The sequence below is a fragment of the Streptomyces solitudinis genome (assembly GCF_036323765.1).
Taxonomy (GTDB): Bacteria; Actinomycetota; Actinomycetes; order Streptomycetales; family Streptomycetaceae; genus Streptomyces.
In genome coordinates, this window is record NZ_JAZDCW010000001.1 from 687,941 (window position 1) to 704,737 (window position 16,797).

The following is a 16,797-nucleotide window of genomic DNA, read 5'->3' on the forward strand; positions in this document are numbered from 1 at the left end:
CGGTCGGCCGTTTCACGACAGGGCTCCTTCCGTCCGGCCCGCGCGGGGCTGGTCCGCGGTGAGGGCGCCGCGCGCCCGGGAGGCGGCGATACCGGCCAGCCCGCCGAGCGCGACGCCCGCCCGGTGCCGGCGCGGGACGACGGTGCGCCGGTGGATGACCGCGCAGTCGGCGGCCTCGATGCGGCTCAGGATCGCGTGGTAGAGGATGAACGCCGTCCGCACGCACGGACGGGAGACGGGGTGCAGCATGGGGATGCCCGCGGCGGCGTGCCGGTAGATGCCGCGCGTGGTGCCGATCAGCTCCCTGAGCGCGGCCCGCACCCGGACGTCGGTGTGCCCGGTGCGCCGGCACCACAGCAGCAGGTCGCGGTCGACGCCGTGGGCGGCCAGCCGGTCCTGCGGCAGGTAGACGCGGTCGCGGTCCAGGTCCTCGCCGACGTCGCGCAGGAAGTTGGTGAGCTGGAAGGCGACGCCGAGGGACGCCGCGTGCGGCGCGGCCTCGGCCCGGGGCACGACCGTGTCCAGCACGGGCAGCACCTGGAGGCCGATCACGGCGGCCGACCCGTGCATGTAGGTGTGCAGGTCCGCGAACGTGGCGTAGCCGGTGACGTGCAGGTCCATGCTCATGGAGCGCATGAAGTCGGTGAAGTGGCCCGGGTCGATGCGGTAGCGCCGCACCGTGTCGGCCAGTGCCGCGAGGACGGGGTGGCCGCTGCGGCCGGTGCGCAGGGCCGCCCGCAGCGTCCCGTCCAGCTCCGCCAGCGCCCGGGCCCGCAGCCGGGGGTCGGGGAGCGCCGCGAGGTCGTCGACGATGTCGTCGGCGAACCGCGCGAAGCCGTACAGCGCGTGCACGGCGGGCCGCTGGCGGGGCGTCAGCAGCCGGGTGGCCAGGAAGTAGGTCTTGCCGTTGCGGGCGTTGAGCCGCCGGCACCGGGCGTAGGCCGCCCGCAGCGCCGGGCCGGCCACCCCGGCCGCGTCCAGTTCCCGGGCGCTCACGCCGCCGCCTCCGGGACGGCGGCGGGCACGCCCCCGCGGCGGCGCGGCACGCGGTCGTGGCGGCCGGTGACGCGGGCCGCGGCGAGCTTGCCGGAGATCACCACGGTCGGCACTCCGACGCCCGGTGTGGTCCCGCACCCGGCGAGGACGACGTTGTCCCACCCGCGCGGCAGGTTCCGCGGCCGGAACGGCCCGGTCTGGGCGAAGGTGTGCGCGGCCGAGAAGGGCGTGCCGGCGGCGTGCCCCTGGCGGGCCCAGTCCGCCGGGGTGACCAGCCGTTCGGCCTCGATCCCCGCGCCGAAGCCGGACAGGCCGCGCCGCTCCAGCTCGGCGACCAGCTCGTCGCGGTAGCGGGGCGCCAGGCGCGTCCAGTCGTGCGGACCGGTGTCGAGGTTGGGGCAGGGCGCCAGGACGTACGTCAGGTGCCGTCCCGGCGGGGCCAGTGAGGGGTCGGTCGCGGTGGGCCGGGTGATGAGCAGCGACGGGTCGCTCATCAGCTCGCCCGTCCGGGTGAGCTGGCGGAAGGTGTGCTCCCACGCGGCGCCGAAGGACAGCGTGTGGTGGCCCAGCTCCGGCGCCGTGTGGTCCCCGCCCGCGTGCAGCACCACCGCCGAGGGCGCGTAGCGCAGCGGGACGGGGCGGCGCGGCGGGCCGCCCAGCAGCCGGTGGGCCACGGGCAGGTCGCAGGTGAGCACCACCGCGTCGCAGGGGATGCGGGCGCCGTCGGCGGTGCGGACGGCCGCCGCCCGGCCGCCGGGGGAGCGCTCCAGCTCCGTCACCTCGCTGCCGTAGCGGAACACGGCGCCGGCCCGCGCCGCGGCGTCGGCCATCGCGCGGGGCACGGCGTGCATGCCGCCGCGCGGGAACCACACCCCGGCGACGGTGTCCATGTAGGCGATGACGGCGTACGCGGCCAGCGCGCGGGTCGGCGCCACCCCGGCGTACAGCGACTGGAAGGAGAAGACGCGGCGCAGCCGCTCGTCGTCCAGGAAGCGGGCGACGCGCCGGTGCCAGGTGCCGAAGCCGCCGAGCGCGGCCAGCCGGGCCAGGTCGGCGCCCAGCAGGCCGAGCGGCGAGTCGAAGTTGGCGTCGATGAACGTGCGCATCTGCACCCGGTAGACGCGTTCCAGCCAGTGCCGCAGCCGCCGGTAGCCCTCGGCGTCGGCGGGGCCGGCGAAGCGGCGCACCTCGGCCTCCATGGCGTCCGGGTCGGTGTGGACGTCGAGGGCCGTGCCGTCGGCGAACCGGGCGTGGTAGGCCGGGCGCAGCGCGAGCAGCTCCACCCGGTCGGCCAGCCGATCACCGACCGCGGCCAGCGCGTCGTCGACGAGGTCCGGCATGGTGAGCACCGTCGGGCCGGTGTCGATGCGGTATCCGGCCAGCTCCTCGCGCCCGGCCCGGCCGCCGGGGCCCGCGCCGCGCTCCACGAGCGTCACCGAGCGCCCGGCCCCCAGCAGGTACAGGGCGGCGGACAGTCCGGACAGGCCCGCCCCCACCACGACGACGTGGTCGCCCGTCGTGCGCAGCCGCTTCACACCGGCCCCGCTGCGGCCCGCGCGGTGTCCGTCGCGCCCGCCACCCCCGGGGCGTGTGCCGTGCCCCGCCCGGCGGGCTCGGACCCGGCCAGGACACCGCGCACCAGCGCGGCCAGCCGCCGGGCCGCTCCCGGGTCGAGGTCCGCCTCGTCCAGCGCGGCCAGCGCCGAGCCGGTCAGCTCGGCGATGTGCCGCTCGACCGCCTCCCGCGCGCCCAGGCCGGTCAGCAGCTCCCGCACGCGGTCCAGTCCGGCGGCGCCGAGCGCCCGGTCGCCGAGCGCGGCCGTGAGCCGCTCCTCGGCGGCCCGCTCGCCCCGGGCGCGGGCGCGGGCCAGGCCGACGGCCATCAGGTAGGTGGGCTTGCCCGCCCGGACGTCCTCGCCCGCGGGCTTGCCGGTGCGGGCCGGGTCGCCGAAGACCCCCAGCAGGTCGTCGCGGAGCTGGAACGCCACTCCCGTGCGCCGTCCGGCGCGCCGCAGCGCCGCGGTGGTCGCCGCGGGGGCGTCCGCGAGGGCCGCGCCCAGGTGCAGGGGGCGCTCGACGGTGTAGAGGCCGCTCTTGAGGTGCGCCACGTGCAGCGCCGCGTCCCGGGAGCGGGCGCGGGCCGCCTGGCCGTGCAGGTCGAGGTACTGGCCGGCCACCATCTCGGTGCGCATGGCCCGCCAGACGGGACGGGTCCGGCGCCGGGCCGCCTCCGTGGGCAGGGCCGCGTCCCACAGGTCCTCCGCCCAGACCAGCGCGAGGTCACCGGCGAGGAGGGCGGCGGAGGCCCCGAACGCCTCGGCGTCGCCGTGCAGCCGCGCGGCGCGGTGCCGGTGCGCGAGGGCGACGTGCGCGGCGGGCGCGCCGCGCCGCAGCGGGGAGCCGTCCATGAGGTCGTCATGGACGAGGGCGCACGCCTGGATCAGCTCCAGGGCCGCCGCCGCGCGCAGGACCGCCCCGGCGCCGGCGCCCTCCGGGGCGCCGCCGGCGGCCCGCCAGCCCCACCACAGGAAGGCTGGGCGCAGCCGCTTCCCGCCGCGCCGCACCAGGGTGACGACGCAGTCGGCGACATCGGCCGCGAACCGTTCGCTGATCTGCTCCGCCTGCTCCAGACGCCGGGCGAGGTGGCCGCCGAGCACCGCGTCGACGGCGGCGGCGACGTCCGCGTCGGCCCCGGGCGGTGCCGCCCGGCCGTCCTCCTCCGGCCCATCGCGGCCCGGGGCCGTCCCCGGCCGGGCGGGGACGGCCCCCGGTGGCGCGGCGCCGGGCGGCGGGGTGTGCGGGGCGATGGCGAGGTCGGTGGCCTGGTGCCGCATCGCGGCTCCTTCCCGGCGCGGGGTCGAGGTGCCCGCGTGCGCGCCCGGGGGCGCACGGGCGGCGGGCAGGGTGAGTTTTCCAGGTCAGGTGCGGTACGCGGACGAACCGTGGCACCGCGCGTCGCGGCGTCGCGGGCGCGCGGTGGCCGTCCGGCAGCCGCCCCGGGCCCGCGTCCGCGCGGCCGGGGTCAGGACGGCACGGTGTCCTCACGCTGCTCGTACTGGGCCAGGGCCAGGCCCAGCGCGAAGAACGTGGGGGCCCACTCGCCGACGAAGATCCCCCACCGGTCCGCCCGGTCCAGGCCCGCGTGTTCCGCCTTGTTGGAGGTCACCCAGGCGAGGAACGCTCCGCCGATCGAAGCGAAGGCCCCGAGGTAGGCGTGCTCACTGCGGACTCCGGCGTCGTGCAGCTTCTTGACGATCACGCGGATCTCGTCCTCTCCATGTCGCTGAGGCCGCCGCAACCGGCTGCCGCACAGCAGGTGCCCGCGTGCGCCGAAGCCAAACGAACCTGTACACAACTTGTACAACCCCCGGCTCCGGCGGCTTGCGGCCCGGCACCGCGGGGGCGGAACATGGCCGCATGCCCGCCGCACGCCGTCCCGCCGACTCCCCGCCGCCTGAGCCGCGGGAGGCGCGGGAGCCGCAGGGGGAGGCGCACGGGCCGTACCCGGTCGGCGTGGTCGCCGAGCGCCTGGGCACGAGCACCGCGACCCTGCGCGCCTGGGAGCGCCGCTACGGCCTGGCACCGAGCGCGCGCACCAACGGCGGGCACCGCCGCTACTCACCACGTGACCTGGCCCGGCTGGAGCACATGCGCGAGCTGGTCCGCCGGGGCGTGCCCGCCGCCGAGGCGGCGGACGCGGTGGGTGCCCCGGGGCCGCCCGCGGCCCCCCGCCCGGCGGACGCGCCGCAGGCCACCGCCGGCCGGCTGACCGCGGCCATGCACGCGCTCGACGCCGACGCCGTGCACGCCCTGGCCGCCGACGCCCTCGCCCGGCTCGGCGCCGCGAAGGCGTGGACGGCGGTGTTCGCCCCGGCCCTGGTCGCCATCGGCGAGCACTGGGAACGCACCGGTCGCGGCGTCGAGGTCGAGCACGTGACCAGCGGCATCGTCGAAACCGCCCTGCGCCGGCACGCCCACCGCAGCACGGACGCCACCGGCCCGCCCGTCCTGCTGGCCACCGCGCCCGCCGAGCACCACGCCCTGCCGATGGCGGCGCTGGCCGCCGCCCTGGCCGAGGAGGGGCAGCCCGCGCTGCTGGCCGGAGACCTGCCCGCGCGTCCGCTGGCCGACGCCCTCGCCCGGGCCCGGCCCCGGGCGGTGGTCCTGTGGGCACGTGCCCGAGAGGCGGCCGACGCGGACTGGCTGCGCGCCGCGCTCGCGGTGACGGGCGCGCCGGTCCACCCGGCCGGCCCCGGCTGGCCGCCCGCCGCGCTCCCGGCCGGTTCCGCCGCGCTCCTGACCGACCTCGCGGGGGCGCTGGACGCGCTGGTGCCCCGCGTCGCCGCCGCGCCCGCGCGCTGAGGCCCCGTGCCGGGGCGGGGGCGGACAGCGGGCGCGGAACAGCCGCCGTCCGCCGCGCACGCCGCGGCGTCCGCGACGCGCACGGGCCCGTGGTCGCCTGCCTCGACCCTCACCGCGCGTGTGGTTTAGCCGTCTTCGGCTTGTCCTGGGCTGCGGCCCCTGGCTCACTGGGTGACGTCCCCAGCGTCCGCCCACGTCAGCGGAAGGAGGTGACCAGCATGCGCGAGATCGCTCTCCACACCACCGTCCTCGTCCGCGAGGACCGGCGAGCCGCCTTCTGGCGGTGGCACTGGCACCACAACTGAGCCGGTGCCGCGTGTACGCACCGACCGGCAGGCGGCCGGGGCAGTCCGGGGTCCCGGCCGCCGTCGCCTTCGGCCCCCTCCCGCCGCCGAACCCCCGCTGGAGCCGTGAGATGCGCCTACGCCGTGCCCGCTGTCTGGCGTGCTACTGGCACGCCGGCTCGTTCGTCGCCCACGCCTACCCGCACGGCGCCCCCACCGCCCTGCACCCGGCGGCGGCGGAGATCCTGTCCGCCTTCGAGGAGTGGACGGAACCGGCCGAGGCCGCCCAAACCCTCGGCACGCTCACCCCCCGGACCGTCGGGAACGCCGTCCGCGCGCTGCGCGGCAGCGGACTCCTGCTGGAGGAGGGCAGCACCGAGGCCGCACACGACGACGCCCTCGCCCGGCAGTGGGGCCCCTGGGCGCCCGAGGCGTCCTTCTACCACTACGCCACCCAGGACGTGCTCTACCCCGGCGACGACCCGGCGGCCGGACAGACGCCGCCCACGCAGGAACTGCCCCCGCTGTTCACGTCCTACCCGCAGGCCGAGCGCCTGCTGCTCCCGCGCCCGCCCGCCGGGCTGCGGACCCCCTACGGCGAGGTGCTCCACCGGCGGCGCACCTGCCGCGACTTCCGCCCCGAACCCGTTGCGCTGGCCACGCTGGCGACGCTCCTGGCGACCGTCTTCGGTCCGGCGGACTTCATCGACTGCGGCAACGGCGCGCTGTACCGGCGCACCAGCCCGGCCGGCGGCGCGCGCCAGGAGATCGACGCCTACGTGGGGGTGCTCAACGTCGAGGGCGCGGCCCCCGGCACGTACCACTACAACGTCCTCGAACACAGCCTGGAACTGCGCTCGGAGGGCCTGACGCCCGGGGAGGCGGCCCACCTGTGCGCCGACCAGGGCTGGGCGGGCGCCGCCGCGTTCCTCGTCGTCCTGGTGGCCGCGCTGCCCCGGATGGGGGTGAAGTACGCCACTCCCCGCAGTTACCGCGTCTGCCTGCTCGACGCCGGGCACCTGGGCCAGACCTTCGCGCTCACCGCGACCGCGCTGGGCCTCGGCCCCGCCCAGACCGGCGCGTTCCACGACTCGCCCGTCGCCGCGCGCTGCGGGGTGGACAACACGGCCCACACCCCGCTGTACGTCCTCGCGGCGGGCCATCCGGACCCCGCCCAGCCCCAGGCACCGCCGTCCGCCCGGGCGGAGACCTTCCGCGCCACCCCGCTCAGCGGCTGAACCGCCCGGCTCAGCCGCCCCGTGCGGCGGTCAGCCGCAGCGGGGCCGCGGCCGCGGGCCGCTCCCCGCCGGAACCGGCGTCCCCCACCGGGGAGGCGGACGGCTCCTCCAGCTGCCGGAGCAGCACGCCCTCCCGCAGCGCCCACGGCGAGACGGTGACGGCGTCGATGCCCATGAGCTTCATCGCGGTGTGGGCGACCACGGCACCGGCCAGCGACTGCCCGGCGCGGGGCGGGGAGATGCCCGGCAGCCGCGCGCGGTCGGCGGGCGGCAGGGCCGCCAGCTCCGCCATCGCGTGCCGCAGGTCGGCGCGGACCAGCCTCCGCTCGACGAAGGGCCCCTCACGGCCGGGCGCCGCCCCGCACAGCCGGGCGAGCTGCTGGAACGTCCGGGAGGTGGCGGCGGCCGTGCGCGGCGCCTCCCACCGCACCCGGGTGGCGACGTCCCGCAGGTCGTGCCGCACCCGGCGGCGCAGCTCCCGGACCGCGTCGGGATCGGTGACCCCGTCGCCGTCCAGGTACTCGCGGGTCAGGCGTCCGGCGCCCAGCGGCAGCGAGGCCGCGAAGTCGGGCATCCGGCTGCGTCCGACCGCCACCTCCAGCGAGCCGCCGCCGATGTCGAGCAGCACCATCGGTCCCGCCTGCCAGCCCATCCACCGGCGCACGGCGAGGAACGTCAGCTCCGCCTCCTTCTGGCCCGACATGACGTGCAGTTCCGTGCCGGTGGCCGAGCGCACCGTCTCCAGCACCTCGTCCCGGTTCGGAGCGTCCCGCACGATCGCGGTGGCGAAGGCGAACGGCTCGCCGCAGCCCCAGCGCCGGGCCTCGGCGACGGCGGCGGCGACCGCGTCCACCACCTGCTCCACGGCCGCGTCGCCGAGCCTGCCGCCCGCGTCGACCTGCTCGGCCAGCCGCAGCCGCCGCTTGGCGGTGTGCACGGGCAACGGGGCGGCACCGTCCCCGTCCGCCACCACGAGCCGAACCGTGTTCGAACCGACATCCACCACACCCAGACGCATGGCTGCCCGTGTACCCCGAAACGCCCCGCCGCATGCGCCAGGCGGCCTCCGGCCGGCCCCGGTGGCCGGGACGTGGGCGTCCGTATACCGGCACGCCTGGGGGAAGAATCGGGGAGCATGAGAGGTTGGGTGCCGGGTAGACGACGGCCGGACCTCACCGGCCCCGACGTGGCCGCCGTGGCGGAAGGAGATCACCGTGCTGATGGCGCACTCCGTGGTGCCGGGGAACCCCGTGCGGCAGTACGAGGCGCTCCGGGCGCCGCGGGCCGGGAACGCCCGGGCGCGGCAGCGGACGGACGATCCGACGTCCCCGCTGTGCGTCCCGGCCGGTGCCGGCGACGCGGACGCCGCCCCCGTCGCCGCCCGCCACCGGCTGCCCGGGGCCCGCTCCGAGGACGACCCGGTCCTCGGCGTCTGACCGGCGTCAGAGCCGGTCCCGGCCGTCCGCCCGGTGCGGGCGGTCCTGTTCATGTCCGAAACCGGAAGGAACCCAACGATGACCGCCGCGAACACATCCGACGCGCCGATCTACGACGCGCTCGTGCAGGAGCACGGTGACGTGGCGGCGGCCGCCCGCCGGGTGGCCGAGCAGGCCCAGCGGGACGTGCGGGAGGCCATGGACTTCAGCGCGCTGTACGCCCCCGGCGGTGACCGCGGCAGACGGCCGTCCGCCGAGTGAGCGGGACGCACGGGAAGCGGCGCGGGCCGCGGCGGCTTCGGCCGCCGCGGCCCGCGCCGCTTCCCGCCTAGCGCGCGGTGGTGTGGAACTCGAGCCCGCCGTCGCCGGCCTCCACCCGCACCCGGCCGCCCTCGGACAGCTCGCCGTCGAGCAGCATCCGGGAGAGCCGGTTGTCCACCTCCCGCTGGATGGTGCGGCGCAGCGGACGCGCCCCGTACTCGGGCTGGTGCCCGCGCCGGGCGAGCCAGTCCACGGCCTCCGGCGCGAACTCGATCGTCACGTCCCGCGCGTGCACCCGGCGCCGGGTGTCCTCCAGCAGCAGGTCGGTGATGGTCCGCAGCTCCTCGTCGGCGAGCCGCCGGAAGATGACGACCTCGTCGACGCGGTTCAGGAACTCCGGACGGAAGTGCTGGCGCAGCGGGCGCAGCACCTGTTCCCGCCGGGCCTCCTCGTCGGCCTCCACGCCGCCGGGGCCGAAGCCCAGCGTCGCGCCGCGCCCCGTGATCGCCTCCGAGCCGAGGTTGCTCGTCATCACGATGACCGTGTTGGTGAAGTCGACCGTGCGGCCCTGGGAGTCGGTGAGCCGTCCGTCGTCCAGCACCTGCAGCAGGAGGTTGAAGACGTCCGGGTGGGCCTTCTCCACCTCGTCCAGCAGCAGCAGCGCGTACGGGTGCCGCCGCACCGTCTCGGTGAGCTGCCCGGCCTCCTCGTGGCCGACGTAGCCCGGGGGAGCGCCCACGAGCCGGCTGACGGTGTGCCGCTCCTGGTACTCGCTCATGTCCAGGCGCACCATGCGCTCCTCGCTGCCGAACAGCGCCTCCGCCAGCGCCCGCGCCAGCTCCGTCTTGCCGACGCCGGTCGGGCCGAGGAAGAGGAAACTGCCGATCGGCCGGTCCGGGCTCGCCAGTCCCGCCCGGGACCGCAGCACGGCGTCGGCCACTGCGGTGACGGCCTCATCCTGCCCGACGACGCGCTGCCGCAGGTGCTCCTCCAGGCCCAGCAGGCGGTCCTTCTCCTCCTGGGTGAGGCTGCTGACCGGAATGCCGGTCTGCCGGGAGACGACCTCGGCGATGTCCTCGGCGGTCACCTCGACGATCCGCCCGTCGCCGTCCTGCCGCTCCCGCCCGGCCGCCTCGATCCTCTCCCGCAGCTCGGTGACGCGGTCGCGCAGCCGCGTGGCCCGCTCGTACTGCTCGGCGGCCACCGCCTGGTCCTTGTCCCGCGCCGCCTGCTCGGCCTCGCGCTCCAGGGCGCGCACGTCCGTGCCCTTGGTCCGGGCCCGCAGCTGCACCCGGGCCCCGGCCTGGTCCATCAGGTCGATGGCCTTGTCCGGCAGGAACCGGTCGGTCAGGTAGCGGTCGGACAGTTCCACGGCGGCGAGCAGCGCCCCGTCGGTGTAGCGGACCTGGTGGTGCGCCTCGTAGCGGTCGCGCAGCCCGCGCAGGATCTCCACCGCGTCCGCCGCCGAGGGCTCGGGCACCAGGACCGGCTGGAAGCGGCGGGCGAGGGCCGCGTCCTTCTCGATGTGGCGGCGGTACTCCTCCAGCGTCGTCGCGCCGATGACGTGCAGCTCACCGCGGGCCAGGGCGGGCTTGAGCAGGTCGCCCGCGTCCATCGACCCGCCCTCCGGGCCGCCGCCGGCGCCGACGACGGTGTGCAGCTCGTCGATGAAGACGACCAGCTCCTCCGAGTGCGCGCGGATCTCCTCGATGATGCCCGTCATCCGCTCCTCGAAGTCGCCCCGGTAGCGCGTTCCGGCGACCACCCCGGACAGGTCCAGGGCGACGACCCGGCGGTCGGCCAGCGTGTCGGGCACGTCACCGTCGGCGATGCGCTGGGCGAGCCCCTCGACGACGGCGGTCTTGCCGACCCCGGCGTCCCCGATGAGGACCGGGTTGTTCTTGCCCCGGCGGGAGAGCACCTCGACGGTCTGCTCGATCTCCTCCTCACGGCCGATCACCGGGTCGACGCGGCCCTGCCGGGCGATGTCGGTCAGGTCGCGGCCGAACTTGTCCAGCGTCGGCGTGTGGTGCGCCCGGCCCGGGCGCTGCTCGGTGCCGGGGGCGGGCTGGCCGGGGGCGCCGTGCGGCACCTGGGGGGAGTCGAAGCGGGCGGTGTGCAGGATGTGCCCGGCGGCCGAGTCCGGGTTGGCCGCCAGCGCCCGCAGCACGTGCTCGGGACCGATGTAGGAGGCGCCGGTGGCGCGGGCGTGCTCGTGCGCCTCCAGCAGTGCCCGCTTGACGGCGGGCGTGACCGCCAGCGGGCCCCTGGACGGTCCGTCGTCTGCGCCGTGCCGCGCCTCGGCGCGCCGGTCGATCTCCTCGCCCAGGGCGTCGGGGTCGGCCCCGGCCCGCGCCACCAGGCTCCGGGTGGGCTCCACGGCCAGCGCGGCGCGCAGCAGGTGCTCGGTCTCCAGGTCGCCGCTGCCGTGCTCGGCGGCGTAGGAGGCCGCCGTCGCCACGAGCTGCCGGGCGGGTTCGCTCATCAGCCGGCTGACGTCGACCTGCCGCGGGCCGCGTCGCTGCCCGGCGCCCTGGGCGCCGCCGAGGAAGCGTGCGAGGAACTCTCCGAACGGGTCCTGGCCGCCGTAGCCGCCCGGACCCATGAACCCGCTGCTCATGACCCTCCGATCCGGCGTCCCCGCCGGGCGGGAACGCTCCTGCGCTGGTGGGCGTGGTGTCGCACCGGCGCGGGTGCCCGGGGGCGCGGGGGTTACACCTTCGGCGGCCGCCCGCCGCGCCGGGCGGCCACCGGGTGGCGGACGGCACCCGGCGGGCGGCGGGGACGGCGGGCGGGTCAGCGCGACCAGTAGCTGTCCGCGGAGCGGTCCCAGGCGCGCCGCAGCGGATCGCGGACCAGCCGCAGGCACACCCCGGCGGGGGTGAGCACCAGGAAGTAGACGGCGGCCAGGACGGGCCGCAGGGCGGCGTCAGTCCACCGGGATCCCCTCACGCCAGTCGTCCTCCTCCGGCCACGGGGGCTGGGCCTCCTTGCGCAGCAGGAAGTCGCCGAGGACCAGCAGGTCGATGCGGGTGCGCATGAAGCACGTGTAAGCCTCCTCGGGCGTGTTCACGATGGGTTCGCCCCGGACGTTGAACGAGGTGTTCACCAGCACCGGGCAGCCGGTCAGGTCCCGGAAGGCGGTCAGCAGCCGCCGGAACGCCGGGTGGGCGTGCGGACCGACCGTCTGCACCCGCGCGGAGTGGTCGACGTGGGTGACGGCGGGGACGGTGGACCGGCCTGCCCGCAGCAGGCCGGGCCCGCGCAGCCCGGCGGCGCCGGGGTCCTCGCGGCGCTGCGCGGCGGTGACGGGCGCGGTCATCAGCATGTACGGGCTCTCCTGGCCGAGGTCGAACCAGTCGGCCGCCTCCTCGCTGAGCACGGCGGGCGCGAACGGCCGGAAGGACTCGCGGAACTTCGTCTTCAGGTTCAGCGTGGACTGCGTGCCGGGGTCGCGCGGGTCGGCGAGGATCGAGCGGGCCCCCAGCGCCCGGGGACCGAACTCCATGCGCCCCTGGAACCACCCGACGATCCGCCCCGCGGCCAGCTCCGCCGCCACCCGCCGGGCCAGCTCCCGCTCGGGCAGCCGCACGTACGGCAGCTCCCGGCGCCGGAGGAACTCCGCGATCCGTGCGGCCGGGTACGCCGGCCCCAGCAGCGCCCCCGCCATCGCGTCGGTGCCCCGGGAGAGGTGCGGACGCGGCGCGCCGCGCCGGTGCGACTCGGCCAGGGCCGCCCCCAGGGCGCCGCCCGCGTCACCGGCCGCGGGCTGCACCCACAGCTCGTCGCACACGCCCTCCGCGACGATCCGGCCGTTGGCCACGCAGTTGAGCGCGACCCCGCCCGCCAGGCACAGCCGCCGCTCCCCGGTGCGCGCGACCACCGTCGCGGCCAGCCGCAGCACGACCTCCTCGGTGACCTGCTGCACGGAGGCGGCCAGATCGGCCTCCCGCTCGGTCAGCGGCCCCTCCGGTTCGCGGCGCGGCCCGCCGAACAGTTCCTCGAAGCCGCGCCCGGTCATCACCCGGCCGTACTGGAACGCGAAGTGGCGCAGGTCCAGCCGGAAGGAGCCGTCCGGGCGCACGTCGATGAGCCGCTCGCGGATCAGCGGGGCGTAGCGGGGCGTGCCGTAGGGCGCCAGCCCCATCAGCTTGTACTCGCCGGAGTCCACCCGGAAGCCGCAGAAGTAGGTGAACGCCGAGTACAGCAGTCCGAGCGAGTGCGGGAAGCGCAGTTCGCCCAGCGGGCTCAGCCGGGTGCCCCGCCCGTGCCACATGCTGGTCGTCGCCCACTCGCCGACCCCGTCGACGCACAGCACCGCCGCCGACGCGAAGGGGCTCGGGTGGAACGCGGACGCCGCGTGCGAGGCGTGGTGCCGCCCGGCCAGGACGGGCGGCACCACGCCGCCGCCCGCCAGCGCGGCGAGCCGGCGGCGCACGTCCCCGGTGGCGTCGCGCTTCCAGGCGAGCCACTGCGGGGCGGCCTCCCGGAAGGCGGGGTAACCGCGGGGAGCGGTGGCCAGCCAGGTGGCCAGGACGCGGCGGAACTTCAGCGCCGGGTCCTCGTGGTAGGCGACGGCGGCGACGTCGGCCAGCGTCACCCCGGCGGTGCACAGGCAGGACTCGGCGGCCCGCAGCGGGAAGCCGGGGTCGTGGCGGCGGCGGGTGAAGCGCTCCTCCTGGGCCGCGGCCAGCGGCGTCCCGTCCGCCACGAGGGCGGCGGCGCTGTCGTGGTAGTACGCGGACAGGCCGAGGATGAGTTCCCTGGGCATCGGCCGTGTGCTCCTTCCGGGCCCACGCGGTGTCAGAACAGGCGTCAGAACAGGCGTCAGAACAGCGGGTAGACGGACGCGTCGTCCTCGGGCTGGGGCCGCAGCCCCGACGGGCGGGCCGGACGGCGCCGCAGCCGGTTCCAGAGCCGGCGGATGACGGACATGGGCACACTCCTCAGATCGGGCCGAGACGTTCGGCCAGCAGCCGGGCGGCGGTGTCGTAGCCCAGGTCGGTGCAGTGGACGCGGTCGACGAACAGCCACGCGCCGGGCGGCGCGGCCTCCGCCAGCGCGGCGTTCAGGTCCCAGAAGGGCACGCCGAGGGCGGCGCAGCCCGCGCCGATCGCCTTGGCGTACTCGCGGCCCACCTCCGGCGTGGCGATGTCGTTGTGCAGCCTGCGGAAGTTGGAGACGTCGTCCAGCTCGTCGAACAGCGCCCGCTCCTGGGGCACCAGCTCCTCGCGCACCCACGGGGCCAGCGGCTGGAGCACGTAGGTGAGCCGCGCCCCCAGCGCCGCGGCGACGAGCTGCCAGCCGCCGAGGTGGCGCACCGTCAGCGCGGCGGCGTGCGCGACGCGCTCCGCGGCGCTCGGCACGGTCTCGGGCGCCGGGCCGCACTCGAAGAACGCGCCGTGGCGGCCCTGCTGGGCGGCGGGCAGCCGGCTCAGCACGAGGTTGTTGACCCCGGAGAGGAGCACGATCTCCGCCACCTCGGGCAGCCGGTGCCGGAAGAGGGTGAACAGCATCAGCTCCTGCACCGAGTTGTGGCTCTGGCCGGAGAAGTTGAGCCAGGGCAGGCCGGTGGCGTACCGGCTCCACAGCCGGGACGGCACGGTGGCCGCGTCCCCGGTCGCCCCCACGCCGAACACCGCCGAGCTGCCCGCGAGCAGCCGGACGGGCCCCGGCGGGCGCTCCCCGGCCACGGCGGCCGCCGCCCCGTCCGGTCCGCGCGTGACCCGGAAGCCGTCGGCGTCGGTGCGGTAGACGGGGGTGGTCTCGTCGCCGTACTGGAAGAAGCCGATGTAGGGCTGGTCCTCCAGAACGAAGGTGTAGTGCTCCATCTGCGGGGCGAGTTCGGCGCGGGGCGAGGTCACGACGGTCGGGTCTCCCGTTCGGTGGGGGCCGGCACCGGTGCCGGACGGCGGTGCGGTGCGGGCCGGGGCGGCGTGCGGGGTCAGCGGGGCGGCGCCGGCAGCGAACCGGGGCGGTCCTCCCGCAGGAGGTCCGCGTTGACGGCCATGGCCGCCAGCCCTCCGCTGGCGGCGGCCATCGCGGCCTGCTGCATGTTCCGGCCGAGGTCGCCCGCGACGTACAGCCGGGGCAGCGAGGTCCGGCCGCGCTCGTCTGTCTGCACGGACTCCAGGTCCTTCTCCCGCAGCCACGGGCGCAGCGGCTCGACGCGCGGTTCGGTCTCCAGGTGCAGGAACAGCGCGCCGAAGGTCAGCGTCCGCCCGTCCTCCAGGACGACGGCCACCCCGTCGCGGTGCTCCGCGACGCGCGCCACCTTCCCGGCGACGGCGGGGACGCCCGCGGCGGTCAGCCGCCCGCGCTCGTCCCCGGGCAGTTCGCGTTCGCCGCAGAGGTAGGTGACGGAGTCGGACCAGACGGTCAGGGTGGCGGCCAGGCACTCGCTGGGCACGCCCCCGCCGTACACCCCGAACCTGCTGCCGCGCACCTCCCAGCCGTGGCAGTAGGGGCACTCGAACACCGCCGTGCCCCACAGGCCGGCCAGGCCCGGCAGGGGCGGGAGCTGGGAGCGGACCCCGGCCGCGTAGATGAGGGCGCGGCTGCGGAAGGTGCCGGACTCCTTGGTCGTCGTGAGCACGCGGTCGCCGTCGGGTTCGGCCGAGATCACCTCGTCGTCGCGGATCGTCACGTCGTAGGCGTCCAGTTCCATCCGTGCCCGGGCCCGGAAGTCGGCGATGCTCACCCCGTCGTTGGTGGTGACGTTGTGCATCACGCCCGCCGCCATGTTCCGGGCGTCGCCGGAGTCCACCACCAGCACGCGGCGGCAGGAACGGCCCAGGTACAGCGCGGCGTTGAGCCCGGCGGGCCCGCCGCCGACGATGACGGCGTCGTAGGTCTCCGCGGTCACGGTTCACCCCTTGTCGAGTAGGTCGGTGTTGCGCCGGACATCCGCCGGAGCCCCGGTGCCCGGCGGGGCCCCGGCGCCGTCCCCGCGCAGGGGGGCGAGCAGCAGGAGCGCGCCCGCGGCCAGGACGCCGCCGGACAGGACGAAGACGGTGGGTACGGACAGCGCGCCGGCCAGGAGCCCGCCGAGGGCCGCGCCGACCGGCATGGCGCCCCAGGCGCACAGCCGGGACACGCTCATCACGCGGCCCTGGAAGCCCTCCGGCGTGAGCCGCTGCCGCAGCGACATGACGGGGATGTTCCAGCCCATCATGAACACGCCGTTGCACAGCAGTGCGGCGGCGGCCTGCACCGGGGTGCGGGCCAGGCCCAGGCCGACGTAGGCCAGCCCCGAGGCGAACAGGCACCAGCGGGCCAGCGGCACGGCGGGCAGCCGCTCCGCCAGGCGCGGGGCCAGCCAGGTGCCGGCCACCGCGCCCACGGAGCCGGCCGCCAGCAGCAGCCCGTAACCGGTGGCGCCGAGGCCGAGCGTGCCGTGGCTGAGCAGTACCAGCATGGAGAACGTGGCGGAGAAGGCCAGCCCGTACAGCGTGCTCGCCGCGAGGGTCAGCCGCAGCGTCCGGTGCGCCAGGACGAACCGCACGCCCTCCGCGATGCCCCGCAGCACGGGTTCGCGGGCCGCGGCGGCGCCGGGCGCGGCCCGCGCGGCGCCTGGCGGGGCGTTCGTGGGCCGGGGCGCGGCGGCCAGGCCCACGAGCAGGACGGCGGCGAGGGCGTACAGCGTCCCGCCGGTGGCCAGCGCCACCGTGGCGGCGACCCCGACCAGCAGTCCGGCGACCGGCGGGGCCGCCATCTCGCCCAGCACGATCTGTGCGGCGGACAGCCTGCCGTTGGCCCGCTCCAGGTCCCGCGCCCGGACGATGCGCGGCAGCATCGCCGGTGCCGCGGTGTCCACCAGCGTCTCGGCGATGCCCAGGACGAAGGCGAGCGCGTACAGCAGCGGCAGCGGCCGGTCCCCGGCCAGCAGCGCCACCGCGCCCAGCAGGACCGCGCCGCGCAGCACGTTGCTGTACAGCACGATCCGGCGGCGGTCGACCCGGTCGGCGAGCACCCCGGCGGGGAGGGCGAACAGCAGCCAGGGCAGCATGTTGACCGCCGTCAGGCCCGCCACCGCCGCCGGTTCCGGGTGGCTTCCGACCACGAGCAGCGGCAGCAGCGCCCGGGTGACGCCGTCGCCGGCGTTCGAGGCGGCCGTGGACGCCCACAGCCAGCGGAACGGGCGGCCCAGACCCGGCCGCCGGGTGCCCGGGCCGCGGACGGCGCTAGCCAAGGACGCCCCCCGCGCACGCACGGGCGTCCG

Annotated in this window: 15 protein-coding genes; 4 read left to right on the forward strand and 11 right to left on the reverse strand. The window is 77.0% G+C overall.

Annotated elements, in window-relative coordinates; genetic code table 11:
* Positions 1-12: 12 nt before the first annotated feature.
* From V1J52_RS02845 to V1J52_RS02860, 4 genes are all read right to left on the reverse strand, one after another.
* On the reverse strand, positions 13-996 hold the full coding sequence (locus V1J52_RS02845; RefSeq protein WP_330137910.1) for a phytoene/squalene synthase family protein: 984 nt from the start codon (positions 994-996) through the stop codon (positions 13-15).
* A complete protein-coding gene (gene crtI / locus V1J52_RS02850; RefSeq protein ID WP_330137911.1) occupies positions 993-2,531 on the reverse strand; it encodes a phytoene desaturase family protein in 1,539 nt (512 codons plus the stop codon). The genes V1J52_RS02845 and crtI overlap by 4 nt, the downstream gene beginning before the upstream one ends.
* Positions 2,528-3,829, reverse strand: a complete 1,302-nt coding sequence (locus V1J52_RS02855) for a polyprenyl synthetase family protein (RefSeq protein WP_330137912.1) — start codon at positions 3,827-3,829, stop codon at positions 2,528-2,530. The genes crtI and V1J52_RS02855 overlap by 4 nt, the downstream gene beginning before the upstream one ends.
* A 188-nt stretch (positions 3,830-4,017) precedes the next feature.
* Complete coding sequence (locus V1J52_RS02860; protein ID WP_330137913.1) at positions 4,018-4,254, reverse strand: hypothetical protein; 237 nt, start codon at positions 4,252-4,254, stop codon at positions 4,018-4,020.
* 158 nt (positions 4,255-4,412) lie between these two features.
* Between V1J52_RS02860 and V1J52_RS02865 the strand changes: the two genes are divergently transcribed.
* Positions 4,413-5,357, forward strand: a complete 945-nt coding sequence (locus V1J52_RS02865) for a MerR family transcriptional regulator (RefSeq protein ID WP_330137914.1) — start codon at positions 4,413-4,415, stop codon at positions 5,355-5,357.
* Between the two features lie 415 nt (positions 5,358-5,772).
* Entirely contained in the window at positions 5,773-6,879 is a 1,107-nt protein-coding gene (locus V1J52_RS02870) for a SagB/ThcOx family dehydrogenase (RefSeq protein WP_330137915.1), read from the forward strand.
* Between the two features lie 10 nt (positions 6,880-6,889).
* On the opposite strand, the gene V1J52_RS02875 is transcribed toward V1J52_RS02870, so the two are convergent.
* A complete protein-coding gene (locus tag V1J52_RS02875) occupies positions 6,890-7,897 on the reverse strand; it encodes a Ppx/GppA family phosphatase (protein ID WP_330137916.1) in 1,008 nt (335 codons plus the stop codon).
* Positions 7,898-8,093: 196 nt separating this feature from the next.
* Here V1J52_RS02875 and V1J52_RS02880 point away from each other — a divergent pair, with 196 nt between their 5' ends.
* Together V1J52_RS02880 and V1J52_RS02885 are read left to right on the forward strand one after the other, a co-directional pair.
* Entirely contained in the window at positions 8,094-8,315 is a 222-nt protein-coding gene (locus V1J52_RS02880; RefSeq protein WP_330137917.1) for a DUF5133 domain-containing protein, read from the forward strand.
* 78 nt (positions 8,316-8,393) lie between these two features.
* Positions 8,394-8,576, forward strand: coding sequence for a hypothetical protein (locus tag V1J52_RS02885; protein WP_330137918.1), 183 nt, complete (start codon positions 8,394-8,396; stop codon positions 8,574-8,576).
* A 67-nt stretch (positions 8,577-8,643) separates the two neighbouring features.
* Here V1J52_RS02885 and V1J52_RS02890 read toward each other — a convergent pair whose 3' ends face one another.
* The 6 genes from V1J52_RS02890 to V1J52_RS02915 all read right to left on the reverse strand — a co-directional run bounded on the left by V1J52_RS02890 (position 8,644) and on the right by V1J52_RS02915 (position 16,767).
* Positions 8,644-11,196, reverse strand: a complete 2,553-nt coding sequence (locus tag V1J52_RS02890) for an ATP-dependent Clp protease ATP-binding subunit (protein WP_330137919.1) — start codon at positions 11,194-11,196, stop codon at positions 8,644-8,646.
* Between the two features lie 176 nt (positions 11,197-11,372).
* A complete protein-coding gene (locus tag V1J52_RS02895) occupies positions 11,373-11,528 on the reverse strand; it encodes a hypothetical protein (RefSeq protein ID WP_330137920.1) in 156 nt (51 codons plus the stop codon).
* Positions 11,506-13,347 carry a carbamoyltransferase family protein gene (locus V1J52_RS02900; RefSeq protein WP_330137921.1) on the reverse strand — a complete coding sequence of 614 codons (1,842 nt, stop codon included), beginning with the start codon at positions 13,345-13,347 and terminating at the stop codon, positions 11,506-11,508. The genes V1J52_RS02895 and V1J52_RS02900 overlap by 23 nt, the downstream gene beginning before the upstream one ends.
* Positions 13,348-13,522: 175 nt before the next feature.
* Positions 13,523-14,440: an SGNH/GDSL hydrolase family protein gene (locus V1J52_RS02905; protein WP_330137922.1), complete on the reverse strand. Its 918-nt coding sequence runs from the start codon at positions 14,438-14,440 to the stop codon at positions 13,523-13,525.
* An 80-nt stretch (positions 14,441-14,520) separates the two neighbouring features.
* Positions 14,521-15,441 carry an NAD(P)/FAD-dependent oxidoreductase gene (locus tag V1J52_RS02910; RefSeq protein ID WP_330137923.1) on the reverse strand — a complete coding sequence of 307 codons (921 nt, stop codon included), beginning with the start codon at positions 15,439-15,441 and terminating at the stop codon, positions 14,521-14,523.
* A 3-nt stretch (positions 15,442-15,444) separates the two neighbouring features.
* Positions 15,445-16,767 (reverse strand): MFS transporter, encoded by a 1,323-nt coding sequence (locus V1J52_RS02915; protein WP_330137924.1) that lies wholly within the window; start codon positions 16,765-16,767, stop codon positions 15,445-15,447.
* Between the last annotated feature and the right edge of the window lie 30 nt (positions 16,768-16,797).